The organism is Thiomonas arsenitoxydans (assembly GCF_000253115.1).
Classification (GTDB): Bacteria; Pseudomonadota; Gammaproteobacteria; order Burkholderiales; family Burkholderiaceae_C; genus Thiomonas; species Thiomonas arsenitoxydans.
This window is the reverse complement of the sequence record NC_014145.1, coordinates 1,777,023-1,796,469: the sequence shown is the minus strand read 5'-3', so window position 1 is coordinate 1,796,469 and position 19,447 is coordinate 1,777,023. Positions and strand designations below refer to the sequence as shown.

The window sequence follows — 19,447 nt, the reverse complement described above, 5'->3', positions numbered from 1 at the left end:
TCATTCCCATGTCTGACATTCAGAAAAAAATTCGCGACTACATCGACAGCAACTTCTTGCTCGGCGCGCGCGACACCAGCTATAGCGACACCGACTCGCTGCTCGATCTGCACATTCTCGACTCCACCGGCGTGCTCGAACTCATCCTCTTCCTCGAAGAGAACTGGGGCATTCAGGTGGCCGACATCGAAATGGTGCCCGACAACCTCGACAGCGTGGCCGCCATCACTGCCTATGTGCAACGCAAGCAGGCGGCCTAAAAAATGGCCCGCCCTGCGCTGACTACCGACGTTCTCGCCATCGACTGCGAGGCTGAAACCGTCCGCATCGCCGACTTTTTCCTCCACACCCTGCGCGGCTTCAACAAGCGCGGCGTGGTGCTGGGCCTATCCGGCGGCGTCGACAGCTCGGTGTGCGCGGCTCTGGCGGTGCGCGCCCTCGGGCCGCAGCGGGTGTTCGGCCTGCTCATGCCCGAGCGCGATTCGTCGGACAACAGCGCGACTCTGGGCGGGCAGGTCGCACAGCAGCTCGGCATCGAATCCACGGTGGAAAACATCGCCCCCGCGCTGGAGGCCATCGGCTGCTATCACTGGCGCGACGAGGCCGTGCGCGCGGTGCTGCCTGGCTACAACGCGCAATGGAAAATCAAGCTCGCCATCTCCGGCGGGCTGGCCGGTGGCATCAACCATTTCAAGATCATCGCCCAGGCGCCTGACGGGCAAATGCATGAGGCACGGTTGCCGCTGCGCGAATATCTGCAAATCGTCGCCGCCACCAACCACAAGCAGCGACTGCGCAAAACCCTCGAATATTTCCACGCCGACCGCCTGAACTATGCGGTCATCGGCACCCCCAACCGGCTCGAATACGACCAGGGCTTTTTTGTGAAAAACGGCGATGGCTCCGCCGATCTCAAACCCATCGCCCACCTCTACAAAACCCAGGTCTACGCCCTGGCGCGGCATCTCGGCTTACCCGATGCCGTGTGCAACGCCGCCCCGACCACCGACACCTACAGCCTGCCGCAGGGCCAGGACGAGTTTTATTTCGCCCTGCCCTGGCATCAAATGGATCTGGCCCTCTGGGCCCGCAATCACGGCTACAGCGCCGCGGAACTGGCCGAGACACTGGCCATTCCAGAGGCCCGAGCCGCTGCCGTGCTCAGCGACATCGACGCCAAGCGTCGCACCACCCGCTACCTGCACGCCCGGCCCGCGCTGATCGAGCCCGTTTTTCATCCTTCTCAGGAGAGTGTTTCTTGAATCTCGACGCCGCATCACTGCCCGCACACACCGCCCCCGATCTGCAAGCCCTTGGGCCGGACGCGCAGGCTGCGTTCGAACAGCGCCTGGGTCGGCTCACTCAGGCCCTCGACATCCTGCCCGACAAGCCGGAAGAGACGCCCGCCTCCGCCCTGCGTGCCCTCTGGCTGCTGGCCGCCGGACGCCCAATGTCTCTGCACGCTGCGGCAGAAACGCCCCTGGTCGCGCTGAGCGCCGCGCAGCTCGAAGCGCTCGACGGGCTGATCGAGCGCCGTGTGGCCGGGGAGCCCATCGCCTATCTCACCGGATGGCAGCGCTTCATGGGGCTCGAACTGCGGGCCTCGCCCGAAGCCCTCATTCCGCGCGCCGAAAGCGAACTGCTCGGCCAGATCGCAGCGCAAAAACTGCGTTCGATGGCCGAGGCCGCGGCAACGCCCCCTATCGTGATCGACGTGTGTTGCGGCTCGGGCAATCTCGCCCTGGCGCTTGCGCACGCCGTACCCCAGGCGCAGGTGCATGGCGCCGACATTTCCCAAACCGCCATCGACCTGGCCCGCGCCAACACCCAAAATCTCGATCTGGGCCAGCGCGTCAGCCTGCATACCGGCGATCTGCTCGCCCCGTTCGGCGCCGAGTTTCAGGGCAAGGTGGACCTGGTGGTCTCGTTGCCGCCCTACATTTCCACCGCCAAGCTGGACACCATGCCGCACGAAATCGTCGGACATGAACCCCATCTCGCCTTCGACGGCGGGCCGTTCGGCGTGCGCATTCTCATGCGGCTGATCCGCGAAGCCCCTCCTCTGCTGCGCCCCGGCGGCTGGCTGGGCATGGAAGTCGGCCTCGGCCAAGGCCCGGCGATGATGCAACTGCTGGAAAAGCATCCGGCTTACGACCGGGTCGAAACCGTTTGCGATGCGCAGGGCGCAGTGCGCGCCGTGCTGGCGCGAGCGGCGGGCTCAACGGTCGATTGAGCAATCGGTTGAAACATTTTGCGGTGTCGCGGCCATGCTCGACGCGACGCTGCGCGGGCGCCCAACAGGTGCGCTACGAACAACAAGGGCAGCAGGACGCCGGCCAGCAAGTGAGCCACCGCGCTCCAAGCAGGAAGGTTTTCACCTCCGGCGTAATACAGGCCCAGCCCGCTAAGGCTAAGCAAGCCAAAGGCCGCCAGCAGAAGCAGACCGCTGCGCACATTCTCCCGCCTGACCCATCCGGCTCGAATATGGACGGCCCACACCGCCCCGACGAGGCCGAGTATCGAAAGAAAACTCAGCGCATGGCCCGCAGCCACCCAGGTACGCAAACCGCTGGGCAAAGACCAGGGCATGTCCCAATCCAGGCGCATTTGCAGCGCGCCGGGCGTCAGCAACAAGCCCGTCGTCAACAGTGCGAACAAGGTCACATACAAGACCGATACGAAATGACGCGGATAAGTTTTCAAGCGGCTGCATCCTGTACTGAAACCCTTTCAGGCTGAAGAATCCGGCCTCCCAAGCGCGCGACCAATGCTTGCCGCCGCGCCGGAGCCGAGAGCGCCGCCACTTTGGTCAGCGCGTCGGCCCGCCAGCAAGTCTCGGCTTGCACCGTCCAGACCCGAGGCGCCGCCGCGTCCCAGTTGCCATCACCGGGGTGCATGACACAGCCGGGAAAGTTCTGCTTCGCTGATGGCGCATGCCCCACCATCGAACTGGCCACAGCCGCGTTGCGCAGCGACCCTGCCCGGTACACGGCGCCGCTGGCCTGGCGTATACCCAAGGGCACGGCGTGGGCGCCAAAAGCCCGCAAATCACCGCCGGCGTTCACCACGGCCTGCTCAATGCCTGCGCGCTGCAAACTCTGGATGGCGAGATCCACCGCATAGCCTTTGGCGATGCCATCGAGCGTCAGCAGCACGGGGCGACGCAACCCCACGCGCCGTCCGGGCCACATCACCAGCGCATAGCTGCCGATGGCTGCTTCAAGCGTGGCAAAGCCATGATCGGGCAGTACGCCACGCTCGACCAGGCGCGCGCCCAAGGTGATGTCGAAGTGGCCTTCGCTGGCCAGCGACATGGCAAGCGCCTTGCGCAGCACATCCCAGGTCCAGGCATCAACGGGCTGGGGCGTATGGTGCGCATGCAGGTTGATGCGACTCAGCACGCTGCCTGGTGCATGAAAACTCATGCGTTGCTGCACCCGGGCGATATGCAAAAAAGCGCTTTTCACGGCCCGCTCCACTCGAGCCGGTCGCCCAGTGGCCTGAATCTCCACCCAGGTTCCCAGCAAGGGCCGAAGCCTGCGCACGGTAATGGATTCGTCTTTCATGTGCCCGGCTGCAGCGCAACTTGTTGCAACACCAGAAGGCGTTTGACTCCGTTCATCACATTGCGGCAAGACAGCGTGGCACCGCTGATATTGGGCACGTCCTTGTCGAGCTTGAACGGGTCGGCCAGCATTTTGCCTTCCAGCGTCTTTCGCCAACTGGACTGGCGGATCTGATCGCCGTGGGTCTCGCGGTAGATCATGACTTCGATCCCGCGCACACGCCCCTGTGGCAAGAGCGCGGCCGCGTAGTGAATGAATTCATGCTTGCCCACCACATCATCGACGATGAACCAGCCGAGCAACTTGCCCGCTCGCTCTGCTCGCCAGACCTCCTGCTTGTCCCAGCGCTGCTTCAAGCCGGAGCGCGCCTCGATCGCGGATTTTTGCTCCGCACTCAACTGCACCGGCGCCGCGATGAATCGATCAGCCTCGGGGAATAGCGATTTCTGTGCCTGCTCAACTGTCAGATATTCGGTGGCGCCGACCGGCGCAGCGACCAACGCGGCCAGAGGCATCAATAAATAGGGGTGCCATCCTTGCATGCCTGTTCCTTTCAAAAATGATTCAGGCCTCAGAAGTTGTAGCCAACCTTGAGCCGGATTTCACGCCGTTCATGATCGGCAAGATGCACGCCCGTGGCGTTGTTGTCCGACTCGTTGGAGCCGCCGATCTGCTGGGCCCAGGTCAGCGTGGCCCACCAAGCCTTGCCGCCGTAATGAATGGACGGGCCGGCGAAGAAATCCCAGTGATCGAATTCCCAGGACTGATTCGCGGGTTTGAGAATCTCGGCATCGACCCAGCCTTCGGCGCCAATGAACCAGTTCGGTGCAAAGCGATACGACAGGCCCGTTCGCAGCCGCGGGGCCACCGCATACTCCGTGCCGCCACCAGCGCTGGGCCGCCACGACTCGGCTTCCAGCTCCAGATTGGTGATCCACTGCAACTGGCCGTCGAGATAGGGCCGCTGCAAAATGAGCTTGGTCTCCACCTCATAGCCCTGCCCTTTTTCGCCGGTAATCGGGTCAACGCTGTCGTAGGTCACTTCGCCATACAGCGCAACGCCCAAATCATCCTTATAGGGAGAGAGCAGCATTTTTTTCAGTTCCAGCGAGAACCCGCTGAACTGCGTCCGGTGGAGACTGCCGGTGATTTCTCCGTCCGCCACCGGCCCGGCGCAGCCTATCGTGCCGCAGTTGTAGCTGTGACGATAGCCGTTGAGGTAGATCGCGCCACTCAGGCTGTTGGTGATGCCATATTCGTATTCGGCGCGCAGATACTGTGCCGAATAGCTACCGCGCCGTTTGCCGCTGTGATCAGTGATCCAGAAATAGGCCTCTGAAGTTCCTGCAGGCAGCGTTTCCGCCCCTGTGGTGTAGCCCAGAAGATTCTCGTCGGCCGAAGCGGCGCCAGACGTTGCTGCGAACATCAATCCGACGATCACAGATCGATGGATAGCTTTGACTGCTTTCAAGACACGCTCCGTTATTGATAACGGTTCGCATTCTTGTTTTTATTTCTTTCTATGTCAAGCGTGTCGGCATGTTTCAGCATGGCGCTGACACGCTGCTGGACTATGCCAGCGAGGACCTGCGCCAACGCCTGATGGGACTGACCGACGGCAAAGGCGCCGACGTGGTGCTGGATCCTATCGGTGGTGTTTACGCAGAGGCCGCGCTGCGCGCCACGGCTTGGCGTGGCCGCTACCTAGGATAGGAGGCTGTCGGACTTTCCAGGCTTACGCCTGATGGATGAATCCGAGACAATGGCGACAGTCCATTGAGGAGTTCCTCGCGATGAGTCGCTTCGTTTGTGTTGATCGAGACACGGCCTACCTTCTGCCGCCTTCGGTGGACGAGTGGTTGCCCAGTGATCACCTCGCGCGCTTTGTGGTGGAAGTGATTGATCGGCTTGATCTGGATGATCTGGTCAAGCAGTACGCGGGCCGGGGCTCGGCCGCGCATCACCCTGCGGTGCTGCTGGGACTGCTGATCTACGGGTATGCCAACGGGGTGCATTCGAGCCGCAAGATCGAGCGCGCGACCTACGACTCGGTGGCGTTCCGCTTTGTGGCGGCCAATACGCATCCGGACCACGATACGCTGGCCGCGTTCCGGCGGCGCTTTCTGAAGGAGATCGAGGCGCTGTTCGTGCAGGTGCTGGTGCTGGCGCGCGAGATGAAGTTGCTCAAGCTCGGCCACATTGCGCTGGACGGCACCAAGATCCGAGCCAACGCGAGCAAGCACAAGGCGCTGTCGTGGGGGCATGCCAACAAGATCGAGGCGCAGTTGCGCCAGGAAGTCCAGGACCTGTTGGCGCGGGCGGAGAAGGATGATCGATCCAGCGCGCCCGATGGCATGGATGTGCCCGCCGAGATTGCCCGCCGCGAGGACCGTCTGCGTGCCATCGCGCAGGCCAAGGCCCAGATCAACGCGCCGCGCACTGCGGAGCCGGTCGCCAGCATGGCCCATCGCCTGTGCACACAGGCAGGCCGGGCGCTGTACAAACTGCGCAAGCAGACCGTCGAGCCCGTGTTCGGCATCATCAAGCACGTCATGGGCTGGCGTCAGATGAGCATGCGCGGGCTGCACAAGGCGCAAGGCGAGTGGAACCTCGTGACCCTGGCCTGGAACATCAAGCGCATGCATGTGCTGCGCGCCGGGTGACGAGCAAAGGGGGAAAGTGCGCCCGGATCACGCCCCGCACGACCTGCTCTGCGCCCCAACGGGCCGCCCAGGAGTCTGTGCAAGTGATGAAGACGCTCGCGTCGTGCCGGGCCGCGCGAAAGCCGCGCCCCTCGCCACCACCACCCGCCCCTCGGGCTCAAGTCCGACGGCCTCCTAGTGGTGGGTTTCGCTGCGGGCGACATTCCACGCATCCCACTGAATCTGGCGCTACTGAAGGAGCGTCAGATTCTCGGCGTGTACTGGGGCGAGGCCGTGCAGCGCAACCCCAGGCAGCATGCCGCCAACGTGCGGCAATTGCTGCAGTGGTTTGTGGCTGGGAGTGTGCGCCCGGAAATCACGGAACAGCTGGGTTTGGAGCAGGCCACGCAAGCCCTTCTGCGGCTCAGCCAGCGCGAGGCAAAGGGCAAGATCGTGGTGCGCATCGTGGCCGAATCCAGGGCCTGAATCAACAGCCGTTCGGCATTTGAGGTTAGGTTTCATTCGCCCCTCAGAGCCACACCCCTTTTTGAGAATAATGCAGCCATAGGGGCGCAGCTTTCCAGTCGCAACGATCGCAAAGGCTACACGCGATCGCACTTAGAAAGCATGACGATCAAAGCCTGCCATTTAAATCGGAGCTGTTGGCGCCGATCGGCAGCTCGTCCCGTCGCGCAGCAATTTGCCGCCCCGAATCGGAGCCAAGATGATGCAACTCAATTCAAATGGTTTGACCATCGGCGCCGTCGCCAAGGCGGTCGGCGTCAACGTCGAAACCATTCGGTTCTACCAGCGCAAGGGCTTGCTGGGTGAACCCGAGCGAACCCAGGGAAGCTTCCGTCATTACGGGCCAGGTGACGTTGCCCGCCTGCGTTTCATCAAATCGGCCCAAGGTCTGGGCTTCAGCCTCGACGAGATTGCCGGTCTGCTACAGCTCGATGACGGCATGCACTGCGACCAGGCGCGTGAGCTCGGTGAGCGCAAGCTCCGCGATGTGCGCACCAAGCTCGATAACCTCAGGCGCATCGAGTCGGCGCTGGCCGAGATGATTCGCGCCTGCGCCTGCAGCGATGGCTCCATGTCCTGCCCCCTGATCGACGCGCTCCACGGCGAGGTTCACGCTCCCTGACCAGCCAGGTTCCAGCGGCCGTGCGCTGGCTGAACGGCAAAGGCCATGCCGCCTTGTCAACCAAGGCGCGATGCGGCTTGACTCCGTACTTTGGTACGGCTCTACAGTGTAGACATCGTCCACTCCATGGAGTTTCGGCATGTCGCAATCCAGACCTCCACACGCGCCCACCGGGCGTGGCGCGCTGTTTGCCGGCGCGCTCGCGGCCATCCTGGCCTCGACCTGTTGCCTGGGCCCGCTGATCCTGCTGTCGCTGGGCATCAGCGGCGCGTGGATCGGCAACCTCACCCTGCTCGAACCGTATCGGCCGATTTTCATCGGCGCGGCTCTCATCGCCCTGTTCTTCGCCTGGCGCCGCCTGTTCAGAGCGCCTGCGGCCTGCAAACCGGGCGAGGTCTGCGCCATTCCCCAGGTCAACGCCACCTACCGGCTGCTGTTCTGGATCGTCGCCGCGCTGATCGTCGTGGCGCTGTCGTTTCCCTATGTCGCTCCCCTGTTTTATTGAATCGAAAGGAATCCTCATGAACAAGCTCCTGACTGCTATTGCCGCCGCCTGCGTTTTCAGTGCCCCTGCCTGGGCTGCAGAGCAGACCGTGACCCTCGCTGTGCCGGGCATGACCTGCGGGGTCTGCCCGATCACCGTGCACAAAGCGCTTACCGCCGTTCCCGGCGTGGAAAAAGTCAGCGTGAACGAGATGAAAAAAGACGCAGTGGTCACCTTCGACAATGCCAAGACCAACGTCAAGACCCTGATCAAAGCCACCGCCGATGCGGGCTATCCCTCGACGGTCGTGCAATAAGCCGACCATGATGAGCCGATCGCGCTTTGCTATGGCCGCAGCGCACGCGACCGGCCGATCTGAACCGGCCCCCTCCAACCCGAAGAGAAGCCCATGGAAATCCTGAGCATCAGCGGCATGACCTGCAACGCCTGCGCTACCCACGTCAAACACGCCCTGGAAAAGCTACCCGGCGTGAAGTCCGCGCAGGTGTCGTACCCGCTGGGGACGGCCGAAGTCGTGGCCGATGACAGCATCTCGTTCGACGCGATGGCTGCGGCCGTGGCCAAGGCGGGCTACGCGGCGAAGCAGGCGGATCGTGCGCCGACGCCGTCGTACGGTTCAACCGACTCGGCCCGTTCTACCCATCCTGCCCGCGGTGACGCCAGCGATCTGCGCATCGCCGTCATCGGCAGCGGCGGCGCGGCCATGGCGGCGGCGATCAAGGCGGCCGACAGCGGCGCGCGCGTCACGCTGATCGAACGCGGGGTGATCGGCGGCACTTGCGTCAACGTCGGCTGTGTGCCGTCCAAGATCATGATCCGCGCCGCGCACATCGCCCAGTTGCGCCGCCGCAGCCCGTTCGACGCGGGCATCCCACCCACCTCCCCCGCCATCCTGCGCGACAAACTGCTCGCCCAGCAGCAGGCGCGGGTGGACGAGCTGCGCCACGCCAAATATGAAAGCATCATCGAGGGTCAGCCCGCCATCGCCACCCTGCACGGCACCGCCCGGTTCCAGGACGACCGAACGCTGGCCGTGACCCTGCACGACGGCAGCTCACGCCAGGTGAGCTTCGATCGCTGCCTTATCGCCACCGGCGCCAGTCCGTCCATTCCTCCGATTGCGGGACTGAAGGGCACGCCGTACTGGACGTCGACCGAGGCGCTGGAGGCCGATACCATTCCGCCGCGCCTGGCGGTCATCGGCTCTTCTGTCGTCGCGCTGGAGCTGGCCCAGGCCTACTCCCGCCTGGGCAGCCAGGTCACCCTGATCGCGCGCAACACCCTGCTGTCGCGCGACGATCCGGCCATCGGCGAGGCGTTGACCGCCGCACTGCGCGAAGAGGGCCTCACCGTGCTGACTCACGCCCAGGTCGGTGCGGTGGCCTACGCCGACGGCTGCTTCGCGCTGACCACGAACCAGGGCGAAATCCGCGCCGAGCGCCTGCTGGTGGCCACGGGCCGCGCGCCCAACACCGCGGCGCTCGATCTGCACGCTGCAGGCGTGCATTGCGATGCGCACGGCGCCATCGTGGTCGATGACCATTTGCGCACCAATGTGCCGCACATTTACGCCGCGGGCGACTGCACCGATCAGCCGCAATTCGTCTATGTGGCCGCAGCCGGGGGCACGCGTGCGGCCATCAACATGACCGGCGGCGAGGCGACGCTCGACCTCTCGGCCATGCCGGCCGTGGTGTTCACCGACCCGCAAGTGGCCACGGTGGGGCTGAGCGAGGCGCAGGCGCAGCGACAAGGCATCCAGACCGACAGCCGCACGCTGAGCCTGGACAACATCCCCCGCGCCCTGGCCAACTTCGACACGCGCGGCTTCATCAAGCTGGTCGCCGAGGCGCAAAGCGGGCGCCTGCTCGGCGTCCAGGCGGTGGCCGCCGAGGCAGGCGAACTCATCCAGACGGCCGCGCTCGCCATTCGCAACCGCATGACGGTGCAGCAACTGGCCGACCAACTCTTCCCCTACTTGACCATGGTCGAAGGCCTGAAGCTGGCCGCCCAGACCTTCACCAAGGATGTGACGCAACTGTCATGCTGCGCGGGGTGAGCCGATCGAAGCAGAGACCTTGCCCCTGTTCGACGTAGTCCAAAGCCACCTGGTTACGCGGCTTGTTTTGACTGGCCCGCGTGCCAGTTTGCTTCGAACTTCATCGGGCTGACCTACAGGCTCTCCGGCGCATGATCCCAGCAGTTACTCTTGCGACTCATCGACCAGCTTCGCGCGCTCTTTGGACTTGAGTTTGCCGCGGAGCGCCGAACGCCACCCATTTGGCGTGGTCTGCGGAAGATCGCCGGAATCCGGGTGGTGTTCCAGGCCGCCCTCAATTCCTTGCAGGATCGCCGCCTGCACTGGGATGTGGTCGAATCGCTGAGATGAACTGATGCGACCTTGCGGGTGACTGCGGCGGCATCGTGGTCGGCAATGCCTGCAAGCATCAAATCGAACGTCCGACGAATCTCCACCCTCCCCTTTTCGGCTCGATTCTTGATGTGCCCTCTCAGATAGATATCGCAAACATCGCGTACCGTTGGGCTCTAGCATTTGCCCGGTGCTGGCGCCATGAGCTTTCCCGGAAAGAGCATGAGAGCAGCACGCGCCAAACTCCATAATCGGCACAGAGGTCAGCGTAAGTTTTTCTGGGAGTCGAAATTTTTGGCGTAACTTTTTTATCAACGCCCAAAAAGCTACGCCTGAATCATGAGTGCAGAGATATGGCGCAGGGCGATGTTCCGATTTCTCAGGCTCTCGCCACGCGCTCGATATGCTGAAAACACCTGTTATTAACAATAACTTAAAAAATTTGATCAAGGAAATCAATTGAGTAGCATTTCCGCACACACTCCGCTGATGCAGCAATACCTGCGCATGAAGGCGGAGCATCCCGGCACGCTGCTGTTGTGTCGCATGGGCGATTTCTACGAACTGTTTTACGACGACGCCGAGAAGGCCGCGCGGCTGCTCGACATCACGCTGACCCGGCGCGGTCAGTCGGCGGGCGAGCCGGTCATCATGGCTGGGGTGCCGGCGCAGGCGCTCGATGGCTATCTGGCCAAGCTCGTCAAGCTCGGTGAGTCAGCGGCGATCTGTGAGCAGATCGGCGATCCGGCGCAGGCCAAGGGGCTGGTCGAACGCCGTGTGGTGCGGGTGGTCACACCGGGCACGCTCACCGAACAGACGCTGCTCGACGACAAGCGCGACGCCATTCTGCTGGCCGTTGCGCCGCCGAAATCGGCGCGTGGCGAATGGGGGCTGGCGTGGATGGCGCTGACCGGCGGCGGCCTCACCCTGGCGCAATGCGAAGCGGCCGCCCTGCCCGACTGGCTGGCCCGCATCGCGCCTGCCGAGGTGTTGTGGCCGCAACACCAAAGCCTGCCGAACGAACCTCGTTGGCCCCATACGACCGAGCGACCGGAATGGCATTTCGACGCCGCGCTCGGTCTGCGCAAGCTCTGCGCGCAGCTGCAGGTGGCGCATCTCGACGGGTTCGGCGCGCAAGCCCTGGGCGCGGCACACGCCGCCGCTGCCGCCTTGTTGACCTACGCCGAGCAGACCCAGGGTGGCACGCTGCCCCTGCTGGCCGATCTGCGCGTTGAGCGAGCCGAACACAGTCTGCGGCTGGACGCCGTGGCCCGCCGGAATCTGGAGATTCTGCAACCCTTGCGCGGCGAAGACAGCCCCACGCTGCTTTCCCATCTCGACAGTTGTCAGACTGCGGCGGGCAGCCGCCTGCTGCACGACTGGTTGCAGGCGCCACCGCGTGACGCCAACGTCGCCCGCGCGCGCCACGCCGCTTTGCAGGCACTGATCGACGGCGACTTGGCGGCATTGCGTGGCAGCCTGCGCGGCATGGCCGATCTGGAGCGCATTGCCGCGCGCATCGCGCTGAAGCAGGCCAAGCCGCGCGAACTGTCGGCGTTGCGCGACGGCCTGCAGCGCCTGCCTGCACTGCGTCGCCAGGCGGCCGCGTTCGAACGCTGCGCCTTGCTGCAAACCATCGATGCGCAGCTTGATTTGCCGCCCGAACCCGCCGCCTTGCTGCAACGCGCCATCGCGGCCGAACCGGCGCTGAATCTGCGCGATGGCGGTGTGATCGCCGCCGATTTCGATGCCGAACTCGACGAACTCCGCGCCATCGACACCGACTGCGGCAGCTTTCTCATGGAGTTGGAACAGCGCGAGCGCGCGCGCACCGGCATCGCTAATCTGCGGGTGCAATACAACAAGGTTCATGGGTTTTTCATCGAAGTCACCCACGGCCAAACCGACAAAGTGCCCGACGACTACCGTCGCCGCCAGACGCTCAAAGGCGCCGAGCGCTACATCACCCCGGAACTCAAGGCTTTCGAGGACAAGGCGCTTTCCGCGCAGGATCGCGCACTGGCGCGTGAGAAAGTCTTGTTCGAGGGCGTCATCGAAGCGCTGCAGCCCGCGCTGGCCGATATCCGCCGCGCCGCGCAGGCCGTCGCCCTGCTCGACACCCTGGCCGCCCTGGCCGAGCGCGCGAGCACCTTCGGCTGGGTCTGCCCCGAGTTCGTCGAGGCGCCGGGCATCGACATCGTGGGTGGCCGCCATCCGGTCATCGAGAGCCGGGTTGACCGCTTCATTCCCAACGATTGCCAGCTCGACGAACAGCGCCGCCTGCTCATTCTCACCGGGCCGAACATGGGCGGCAAATCCACTTATATGCGGCAGACCGCGCTGATTGCCCTGCTCGCCTATCTCGGCAGCTATGTCCCGGCCCGCAGCGCTCGCATCGGCCCGCTGGACGCGATTTTCACCCGCATCGGCGCCTCCGACGATCTGGCCGGCGGGCAATCGACCTTCATGGTCGAAATGGCCGAAACCGCGGCGATTCTGCGGCAAGCCACACCGCACAGCCTGGTGTTGATGGACGAGGTCGGGCGCGGCACCTCCACTTTCGACGGCCTCGCGCTGGCCGCGGCCATTGCGGCGCAGTTGCACGACCGCAACCGCAGCCTCACCCTGTTCGCCACACATTACTTCGAGTTGACGGACATGGTGCTGCGCCACCCGCAGGCCGCCAATGTGCATGTGGGCGCAGCGGAAACACCACAGGGCATTGTGTTTCTGCACGAGGTGCGCGAAGGGCCGGCCAGCCGCAGCTATGGCGTGCAGGTCGCCCAGTTGGCGGGGGTGCCGCCTGCCGTCATCCGCGACGCCCGCAAGCGGCTCGACGCGCTGGAACGCCAGCATCAGCAACAGGAAGCGCAGCTCGATTTGTTTGCCGCGTCTGCAGAAATCGATGAAGCAGAGCCAGCGCCAGCCCCCACGCACGAAGCGGTGATCGAGGCGCTCGATGACATCGATCCCGACACCCTCACGCCGCGTCAGGCGCTTGAAACTCTCTACCGTCTCAAGGCCTTGCGAGAGGTCGAATGACGCAGCTCAAACCCGCTCGATCAGCGCGTAGGCCGAGTGATTGTGGATGGACTCAAAGTTCTCCGCCTCGGCCACGTAATGCCCGATGCGCGGATCGGCATTGAGCCGGGCGGCGACATCACGCACCAGATCCTCGACGAATTTGGGATTTTCATAGGCGTGCTCGGTGACATATTTTTCGTCCGGGCGCTTGAGAAGGCCCCAGATCTCGCACGACGCCTCTTCCTCGGCAATGCGGATGAGTTCTTCCAGCGCCACGGGCTGAAGCAGTTCGGCCGTGATGGTGATGTGCGAGCGCTGGTTGTGCGCGCCGTAATCCGAGATCTCCTTCGAACACGGGCACAGCGATTTCACCGGCACCATGACCTTGGCGGTCAGCTTGAGTTGATCGCCGCGCGCTTCCGCGATCCACCCCGCTTCGTAGTCGAGCAGGCTTTGCACGCCCGAGACCGGCGCGGTCTTGCGCAGAAACAGGGTGAAAGCGAACTCCAGACGCCCCGCCGTGGCATTGAGCTTGGGCAGCATTTGCCGGGTGAGCGCGGCAAACGCCTGCGCGTCCATCGCCTCGGGCATGGCCTCGAGCAGCTCGACGAAGCGCGACATATGCGTGCCCTTTTTCTCGGCGGGCAGCGCCACGTCGGCCGTTACCTGGGCGATGCTCGGGTGAATGCTGCCGTCGCGCAGACGCACATTGAGCGGATAGCGCAAACCCTTGACCCCGACCCGCTGGATCGCGATATGGCGCTCGTCCACAGTGCTCTGGATATCCGGAATGGCTTCAAAGGGTTTGTTCATGGAATGACGGGTGGGGCTGCGCCGATGGGGTTCGGTATCGCCCGCCCGGGGCATAGTTGAGAAAAGTTCTCAGATTATCCCGGACTGTGCACATCCTTGTCCGGTTTGCGGAAATGGCGGCGCCAGAGGGTGTGAATGAATCCGGCGTGGCCGAGCAGCGCGCCCAAAGGGTTCCAATCAAGGCGCAAAGCACAGCCGTGCCCGTCGGCACGGCGCGCATTTGCAACGCCGAGTGGGACGATTTGGGCGCGATGAGCGGGCATGGCGGATTTGTTCACACCCTCTCAGCCGCGCTGCGGCAACACCCGCAGCAGCAGAAACAGCAGCGCCGCCGCGACCACCATGGCCGGGCCCGAGGGCAGGTCGGAATGCAGTGAGGCCAGCAGCCCCAGCAGGACGGCGACTGCACCGATTGCGGCCGCCCCCAGCGCCATCTGCAGCGGCGTGCGCGCCAGTCGCCGCGCCGCCGCCGCCGGAATGATGAGCATGGCGACGGTGAGCAAAATACCCACGAGCTTCATCGCCAGCGCGACGAAAACCGCCAGCACCAGCATGAACGCCAGTTGCAACCATTTCACCCGCCGCCCCTCGACGGCGGCGAGTTCTTCGTGCACGGTGAGCGCCAGCAAGCCCTGCCACAGCCAAGCCAGCAAAGACAGGCCCACGACGTCGATCAGAAGAATCCAACCCAAATCTGCCGCCCTGAGCGCCAGGATGTCGCCGAACAGGTAAGAGAACAGATCGACGCGCACGTTCTCCATGAAGGCCAGCACCACCAAGCCCAGCGCCAGACTGGTGTGCGCCAGCAGACCCAGCAGCGTGTCTTCGGCAATGCCTTCCGCCGGTTGTCGTCGCGCCAGAACGAGGGCGATGACCACGCTCACCGCGAGCACGCCGATGACCGGATCGAGGTGCAGCAGCAGCCCCAGCGCCACCCCCAGAAAGGCCGAGTGCGCCAGCGTTTCGCCGAAATAGGCCATGCGGCGCCACACCACAAAGCAACCCAGCGGCCCCGCCAGCAGCGCCACCCCCAAGCCGCCGATCAAGGCGCGCCAGACGAAATCAGGCAGCAGAAATTCAGTCATGGGCCGTCCGTCCTTCGGCTGCATCGGGCACGATATTGCCGTGCAGATCGTGATGATGATCGTGGTGATGACGATAGATCGCCAGCCCGGTCAGATCGCGCCCGAAAAGTCGCAGGTACTCCGGATGCACGCTGATGTCTTCGGGCCGCCCCACGCAGCACACATGGCGCTCTAGGCAAACCACCTCGTCGGTGGCGGCCATGACCAGATGCAGATCGTGCGAAACCAGCAGCACGCCACAACCTGATGCGTCACGCAGGCGGGCGATCAAGGCATAGAACTCCTGCTGGCCCTGCACATCGAGCCCTTGCGCCGGTTCGTCGAGCACCAGCAAATCGGGCTCGCGAAGCATCGCCCGGGCGAGCAGAACCCGCTGCATTTCTCCGCCGGAAAGCGCACGCAGCGGCCGCCGCAGCAGATCGTTCGCGCCGTTATCGGCCAGCCGCTGCTTGCGCTGCGGCTCGGTACTCGGGCCCGCCAGACGCAGAAAACCGTCCACATCCATCGGCAGGCTGGGCGGCGGGGTGAAACGCTGCGGCACATAGCCCACGCGCAGCCCGCTACGCCGCCGCACGGCGCCGCGATCCGCGCTCATCAAGCCGAGCAGCACGCGCACCAGCGTGGTCTTTCCCGCACCATTCGGGCCGACCAGCGTCACGATCTGGCGCGGCAGCACGCGCAGGCTCACGTCGGTGAGCAGCGCGTTACCGTGACGTTGCACATGGATGCCCTCGAGGGCTATAAGGGGTTCTGTGGGAGACAAGGGCGTTATTTTCTGTTGCAAGTGTTATATTGTAACTAATTACTTTCTCAACGTCATCGCTCAAAATGATCTTCCTACGACGCCTCTTATCCCTTTCGGCTTTGCTCGCTGCCACCCTGACCCCGCTGGGGGCGCAGGCTGAAACCCCAAGGGTCGCGGTGAGCATCAAACCCGTGGCCGATCTGGTGGCGGCCGTCATGGCCGGGGTGGGCAAACCCACGGTGCTGATTCCGCCGGGAAATTCGCCCCACACCTATGCGTTCAAGCCCTCTGAGCGAGCCAGCGCCGAACAGGCGCAGCTTCTGTTCTGGATCGGGCCGGACGTCGAGCCAGCGCTGACCAAGATCACCAAGGCCCTGCCCAAATCGACCCAGGTGGTCACGCTTTCCACCCAGCCCGGCATGGACTTGCTGCCCGCGCGCACGGGCGGCGACTGGGAACGCAAGCGCCCTGCCCCGAAGCTGGCGGTGTCGCACGACCACGGCGACGAACATGAACACGGCGGCGAACATGACCATGTGCACACCGGCAGCTTCGATGGCCACCTCTGGCTGTCGCCCACCAATGCCAAGGTCATCGTGCGCACCGCGGCCCGCGCGCTGGCGGCGAAAGACCCGCAACATGCGCCGGAATACCAGGCCAATGCAGAGCAGGCGGTGCAGCGCATCGATGCCATAACGGCGGAACTCACCGCGCAACTCACCCCGGTCAAAAGCAAGCCCTTCATCGTGTTTCACGACGCTTATCAATACTTCGAACATGCTTTCGGGCTGCGTGCGGTCGGCTCGATTCTGGTCAGCCCCGACGCCATGGCCAATGCGCGACGCGTGAGTCAGATGCGCGACAAGATCAAGTCGCTGGGCGTGGTCTGCGTGTTTGCCGAGCCTCAGTTCGAACCGCGTCTGGTGCAGACCTTGATCGAGGGAACCCAGGCGCGAGTCGGCACACTTGACCCGCTCGGCGCCAAGGGCCCGCTGGGCCTGGAAGGCTATACCCAGCTGATGCGCAATCTGGCGAATAACCTCGGCCAGTGCCTCGGCGCACCGTGAGGTTTTATTCGTTGGCCGCGCGCTGACGGCCTGCGGGATGAAGCAAGGCGCCAAAGCGTTTGCGTACGCTCGCGGCAATGCCCGCGGCGTCCAGCCCGATGTCAGTGGTGATTTGCGCGGGGTCACCGTGTTCGAGCCAGGCGTCGGGTAGACCGAGGTTGAGCACCGGAATTAGAACGCCCGCCGCCTGCAGTGCCTCCAGACAGGCCGAACCCGCCCCGCCACTAACCACCCCCTCTTCCACGGTGACCAGGGCATCGTGACTACTTGCAGCGGCCAGCAGCGCCGCCGTATCGAGCGGTTTCACAAAGCGCATATTGATCACGCTGGCGTCGAACTCTTCAGCCGCCTGGAGCGCGGCGTAGAGCACCGGGCCGAAAGCGAGTAGGGCGATGCGCTGTCCCGGTTTGGCGGCACTGGCGCGCCGCGGCTGCGATTTCCCCCAGGGCAATTCGGTGAGCGAGGTCTGCACGGCCACGCCAGCACCGCTGCCGCGCGGGTAGCGCACGGCCGCAGGGCCATCGTGGCGGTAGGCCGTAGTGAGCAGTTGCCGACACTCATTTTCGTCCGCTGGGGCGAGCACGCTGAGATTGGGCACGCAGCGCAGGAAGGGGATGTCGAAGGCGCCGGTATGCGTCGCCCCGTCAGCCCCCACCACACCGGCCCGGTCCACCGCGAACATCACCGGCAGATTCTGAATGGCCACATCGTGAATCACCTGGTCGTAGCCGCGCTGCAGGAAGGTGGAGTAGATCGCTACCACCGGCTTCATGCCTTCGCAAGCCAGACCGGCAGCAAAGGTAACTGCGTGCTGCTCGGCAATGCCGACATCGAAATAACGCTGCGGAAAGCGCTCGGCAAATTCAACCAGGCCGGAGCCCTCGCGCATGGCCGGCGTGATGCCCACCAGACGCGCGTCGGCCTGCGCCATGTCGCACAGCCACTGACCGAACACCTGGGTGAAGGTGGGCGCCTTGCCCGGTTTGCCGGGCGCCAGCCCCACGGCCGGATCGAACCGTCCCGGCCCGTGATAGGCCACCGGATCGGCCTCGGCCAGCTTGTAGCCCTGCCCCTTCTTGGTCACCACATGCAGCAGGATGGGGCCGTGCATGTCGCGCAGATTGTGCAGGGTGGGAATGAGCGCGTCGAGGTCGTGGCCGTCGATCGGGCCGAAATACTTCACCCCGAGCTCTTCGAACAAAGGCGAAGGCGCCACCAGCCCCTTGGCATATTCCTCCAGGCGGCGCGCCAGACCGAGCAAAGGCGGCGCGGCGCTGAGCACCTGCTTGGCGGTGCTGCGCGCGGCGGTGAACAGTCCGCCCGACAGCAGGCCGGTGAGGTGGCGATTGAGCGCGCCCACCGGCGGAGAGATCGACATGTCGTTGTCGTTGAGCACGATGAGCAGATCGGCCTCGGGATGCACGCCGGCGTTGTTGAGCGCCTCGAAAGCCATGCCCCCCGTGAGCGCTCCATCGCCGATCACGGCGACCACGCGCCGCGCTTCGCCTTTGCGCTGAGCGGCCAGCGCCATACCCAGCGCAGCCGAAATCGAGGTGGACGAATGGGCGGTGCCGAAGGCATCGAACGGCGATTCGTCACGGCGCGGAAAGCCGGATATGCCGCCCTTCTGCCGCAGACCGCGCATGCCTTCGCGGCGTCCGGTGAGAATTTTGTGGGCGTAGGTCTGATGCCCGACATCCCACACCAGTCGGTCATGCGGGGTGTTGAACACCGCGTGCAGCGCAATGGTCAATTCCACGGTGCCGAGGTTCGATGAAAGATGCCCACCAGTGCGCGACACCGATTGCAGAATGAATTCACGCAGCTCAACCGCCAGTTGCCGCAGGTGCGCGCGGTCGAGCGCACGCAGGTCTTCAGGCGAGGCGATGCGGTTCAGCAGAGAAAACGTAGCAGTCATAAGGGGCGAAGCGTGGAACCACGCGTGGAGCGGCGCCTGAGTCAGCGTGTTGGGGGGGAAGCGCGACGCCACATCGCGGCGAGCAGCAGGGCAGACGCCAGAACGAATCCGGCCGCAGACCAGAACGGCAGCGCCAAACCGAACACCGAAGGGGTATCGGCGCAAAGCCCATCTGCGCGAAACATCCAAGGCGCCCACTGCGTAACCGGCCAGTGGTTGATCACCGCAGCCAGCGGATCAAGGCCGCAGAGCTGCCCCGGGTGCAAAACCAGCCAGATATGCCGGGCGGCAAAACCCAGCCCGACAAGGCCGCTGAGCACTCCGAAGCCCAACACGACACGCGCGGCAAGCCGAGCATTCGAGCGCATCAGGCTGATGGCGGAAAGCGAAAAAATCAACACGCCCAGATAAGCCATGCGCTGAAGAATGCACAGCGGGCAGGGGGCAAACCCCTTGCGCTGCAGCCAGAGCGCCCCGCCCAGCGTGCCCAGCGCAGTGGCTGCTGCGAGAGCCGGGAGCGCGCCACCTTGGCGTTGATTCATAGCGACTGTCTCTTAAGTAGAT

19 protein-coding genes and 2 pseudogenes are annotated in these 19,447 nt (G+C 64.2%); 13 read left to right on the top strand and 8 right to left on the bottom strand.

Annotated elements, in window-relative coordinates; genetic code table 11:
- Positions 1 to 8 precede the first annotated feature (8 nt).
- The 3 genes from THI_RS08285 to prmC are packed head-to-tail and all read left to right on the top strand — an operon-like array spanning position 9 to position 2,233.
- Positions 9 to 260, top strand: coding sequence for an acyl carrier protein (locus tag THI_RS08285; RefSeq protein WP_013105801.1), 252 nt, complete (start codon positions 9 to 11; stop codon positions 258 to 260).
- 3 nt (positions 261 to 263) lie between these two features.
- A complete protein-coding gene (nadE, locus tag THI_RS08280; RefSeq protein ID WP_013105800.1) occupies positions 264 to 1,262 on the top strand; it encodes an NAD(+) synthase in 999 nt (332 codons plus the stop codon).
- Complete coding sequence (prmC, locus tag THI_RS08275; RefSeq protein WP_013105799.1) at positions 1,259 to 2,233, top strand: peptide chain release factor N(5)-glutamine methyltransferase; 975 nt, start codon at positions 1,259 to 1,261, stop codon at positions 2,231 to 2,233. Before nadE ends, prmC begins: the two co-directional genes overlap by 4 nt.
- A gap of 466 nt (positions 2,234 to 2,699) precedes the next feature.
- Here the strand turns inward: prmC and THI_RS08265 are convergent, their stop codons facing one another.
- The 3 genes from THI_RS08265 to THI_RS08255 are packed head-to-tail and all read right to left on the bottom strand — an operon-like array spanning position 2,700 to position 5,037.
- Positions 2,700 to 3,566, bottom strand: a complete 867-nt coding sequence (locus THI_RS08265) for an FAD:protein FMN transferase (protein ID WP_013105798.1) — start codon at positions 3,564 to 3,566, stop codon at positions 2,700 to 2,702.
- Positions 3,563 to 4,108 carry an FMN-binding protein gene (locus THI_RS08260; RefSeq protein ID WP_013105797.1) on the bottom strand — a complete coding sequence of 182 codons (546 nt, stop codon included), beginning with the start codon at positions 4,106 to 4,108 and terminating at the stop codon, positions 3,563 to 3,565. Before THI_RS08260 ends, THI_RS08265 begins: the two co-directional genes overlap by 4 nt.
- A gap of 29 nt (positions 4,109 to 4,137) precedes the next feature.
- Positions 4,138 to 5,037: a DUF6662 family protein gene (locus THI_RS08255; protein ID WP_013105796.1), complete on the bottom strand. Its 900-nt coding sequence runs from the start codon at positions 5,035 to 5,037 to the stop codon at positions 4,138 to 4,140.
- Positions 5,038 to 5,111: 74 nt separating this feature from the next.
- Between THI_RS08255 and THI_RS08250 the strand changes: the two are divergent.
- The 9 genes and pseudogenes from THI_RS08250 to mutS form a co-directional block, all read left to right on the top strand.
- Positions 5,112 to 5,273: pseudogene (locus THI_RS08250) on the top strand (zinc-binding dehydrogenase); the annotation flags it as partial.
- An 86-nt stretch (positions 5,274 to 5,359) separates the two neighbouring features.
- Positions 5,360 to 6,229: a transposase gene (locus THI_RS08245; protein WP_041608957.1), complete on the top strand. Its 870-nt coding sequence runs from the start codon at positions 5,360 to 5,362 to the stop codon at positions 6,227 to 6,229.
- Positions 6,230 to 6,403: 174 nt separating this feature from the next.
- Positions 6,404 to 6,694, top strand: a pseudogene (locus THI_RS08240) (zinc-binding dehydrogenase); the annotation flags it as partial.
- Positions 6,695 to 6,935: 241 nt separating this feature from the next.
- Positions 6,936 to 7,355, top strand: a complete 420-nt coding sequence (gene merR / locus THI_RS08235; RefSeq protein WP_041609209.1) for a mercury resistance transcriptional regulator MerR — start codon at positions 6,936 to 6,938, stop codon at positions 7,353 to 7,355.
- A gap of 139 nt (positions 7,356 to 7,494) precedes the next feature.
- Complete coding sequence (gene merT, locus THI_RS08230) at positions 7,495 to 7,860, top strand: mercuric ion transporter MerT (protein ID WP_013105794.1); 366 nt, start codon at positions 7,495 to 7,497, stop codon at positions 7,858 to 7,860.
- A gap of 16 nt (positions 7,861 to 7,876) precedes the next feature.
- Positions 7,877 to 8,155 carry a mercury resistance system periplasmic binding protein MerP gene (gene merP, locus THI_RS08225; protein ID WP_013105793.1) on the top strand — a complete coding sequence of 93 codons (279 nt, stop codon included), beginning with the start codon at positions 7,877 to 7,879 and terminating at the stop codon, positions 8,153 to 8,155.
- Between the two features lie 93 nt (positions 8,156 to 8,248).
- The gene (merA, locus tag THI_RS08220) at positions 8,249 to 9,919 is read left to right on the top strand and encodes a mercury(II) reductase (RefSeq protein WP_013105792.1); all 1,671 of its coding nucleotides are present in this window, start codon (positions 8,249 to 8,251) and stop codon (positions 9,917 to 9,919) included.
- Between the two features lie 150 nt (positions 9,920 to 10,069).
- On the top strand, positions 10,070 to 10,249 hold the full coding sequence (locus THI_RS18810) for a hypothetical protein (RefSeq protein WP_141130549.1): 180 nt from the start codon (positions 10,070 to 10,072) through the stop codon (positions 10,247 to 10,249).
- A gap of 471 nt (positions 10,250 to 10,720) precedes the next feature.
- Positions 10,721 to 13,273 carry a DNA mismatch repair protein MutS gene (gene mutS, locus THI_RS08215; RefSeq protein ID WP_050985931.1) on the top strand — a complete coding sequence of 851 codons (2,553 nt, stop codon included), beginning with the start codon at positions 10,721 to 10,723 and terminating at the stop codon, positions 13,271 to 13,273.
- A gap of 6 nt (positions 13,274 to 13,279) precedes the next feature.
- Here the strand turns inward: mutS and folE2 are convergent, their stop codons facing one another.
- The 3 genes from folE2 to THI_RS08195 form a co-directional block, all read right to left on the bottom strand.
- Positions 13,280 to 14,068 (bottom strand): GTP cyclohydrolase FolE2, encoded by a 789-nt coding sequence (gene folE2, locus THI_RS08210; protein ID WP_013123239.1) that lies wholly within the window; start codon positions 14,066 to 14,068, stop codon positions 13,280 to 13,282.
- Positions 14,069 to 14,352: 284 nt separating this feature from the next.
- Positions 14,353 to 15,153, bottom strand: coding sequence for a metal ABC transporter permease (locus THI_RS08200; RefSeq protein WP_013105788.1), 801 nt, complete (start codon positions 15,151 to 15,153; stop codon positions 14,353 to 14,355).
- Positions 15,146 to 15,874, bottom strand: coding sequence for an ATP-binding cassette domain-containing protein (locus THI_RS08195; RefSeq protein ID WP_231836457.1), 729 nt, complete (start codon positions 15,872 to 15,874; stop codon positions 15,146 to 15,148). Before THI_RS08195 ends, THI_RS08200 begins: the two co-directional genes overlap by 8 nt.
- A gap of 143 nt (positions 15,875 to 16,017) precedes the next feature.
- Between THI_RS08195 and THI_RS08190 the strand changes: the two genes are divergently transcribed.
- The gene (locus tag THI_RS08190; RefSeq protein ID WP_231836455.1) at positions 16,018 to 16,965 is read left to right on the top strand and encodes a zinc ABC transporter substrate-binding protein; all 948 of its coding nucleotides are present in this window, start codon (positions 16,018 to 16,020) and stop codon (positions 16,963 to 16,965) included.
- A gap of 4 nt (positions 16,966 to 16,969) precedes the next feature.
- On the opposite strand, the gene dxs is transcribed toward THI_RS08190, so the two are convergent.
- Both dxs and THI_RS08180 read right to left on the bottom strand, forming a co-directional pair.
- Positions 16,970 to 18,883 carry a 1-deoxy-D-xylulose-5-phosphate synthase gene (gene dxs, locus THI_RS08185; protein ID WP_013105785.1) on the bottom strand — a complete coding sequence of 638 codons (1,914 nt, stop codon included), beginning with the start codon at positions 18,881 to 18,883 and terminating at the stop codon, positions 16,970 to 16,972.
- A 41-nt stretch (positions 18,884 to 18,924) separates the two neighbouring features.
- Complete coding sequence (locus THI_RS08180; RefSeq protein WP_013105784.1) at positions 18,925 to 19,425, bottom strand: disulfide bond formation protein B; 501 nt, start codon at positions 19,423 to 19,425, stop codon at positions 18,925 to 18,927.
- Positions 19,426 to 19,447: the final 22 nt, after the last annotated feature.

Excerpts from the sequence above, each read along its gene's own strand:
- THI_RS08285 (WP_013105801.1), top strand. The coding sequence starts at position 9 with ATGTCTGACATTCAGAAAAAAATTCGCGACTACATCGACAGCAACTTC.
- nadE (WP_013105800.1), top strand. The coding sequence starts at position 264 with ATGGCCCGCCCTGCGCTGACTACCGACGTTCTCGCCATCGACTGCGAG.
- THI_RS08265 (WP_013105798.1), bottom strand. The coding sequence starts at position 3,566 with ATGAAAGACGAATCCATTACCGTGCGCAGGCTTCGGCCCTTGCTGGGA.
- THI_RS08260 (WP_013105797.1), bottom strand. The coding sequence starts at position 4,108 with ATGCAAGGATGGCACCCCTATTTATTGATGCCTCTGGCCGCGTTGGTC.
- THI_RS08245 (WP_041608957.1), top strand. The coding sequence starts at position 5,360 with ATGAGTCGCTTCGTTTGTGTTGATCGAGACACGGCCTACCTTCTGCCG.
- merR (WP_041609209.1), top strand. The coding sequence starts at position 6,936 with ATGCAACTCAATTCAAATGGTTTGACCATCGGCGCCGTCGCCAAGGCG.
- merT (WP_013105794.1), top strand. The coding sequence starts at position 7,495 with ATGTCGCAATCCAGACCTCCACACGCGCCCACCGGGCGTGGCGCGCTG.
- merP (WP_013105793.1), top strand. The coding sequence starts at position 7,877 with ATGAACAAGCTCCTGACTGCTATTGCCGCCGCCTGCGTTTTCAGTGCC.
- merA (WP_013105792.1), top strand. The coding sequence starts at position 8,249 with ATGGAAATCCTGAGCATCAGCGGCATGACCTGCAACGCCTGCGCTACC.
- mutS (WP_050985931.1), top strand. The coding sequence starts at position 10,721 with ATGCAGCAATACCTGCGCATGAAGGCGGAGCATCCCGGCACGCTGCTG.
- folE2 (WP_013123239.1), bottom strand. The coding sequence starts at position 14,068 with ATGAACAAACCCTTTGAAGCCATTCCGGATATCCAGAGCACTGTGGAC.
- THI_RS08200 (WP_013105788.1), bottom strand. The coding sequence starts at position 15,153 with ATGACTGAATTTCTGCTGCCTGATTTCGTCTGGCGCGCCTTGATCGGC.
- dxs (WP_013105785.1), bottom strand. The coding sequence starts at position 18,883 with ATGACTGCTACGTTTTCTCTGCTGAACCGCATCGCCTCGCCTGAAGAC.
- THI_RS08180 (WP_013105784.1), bottom strand. The coding sequence starts at position 19,425 with ATGAATCAACGCCAAGGTGGCGCGCTCCCGGCTCTCGCAGCAGCCACT.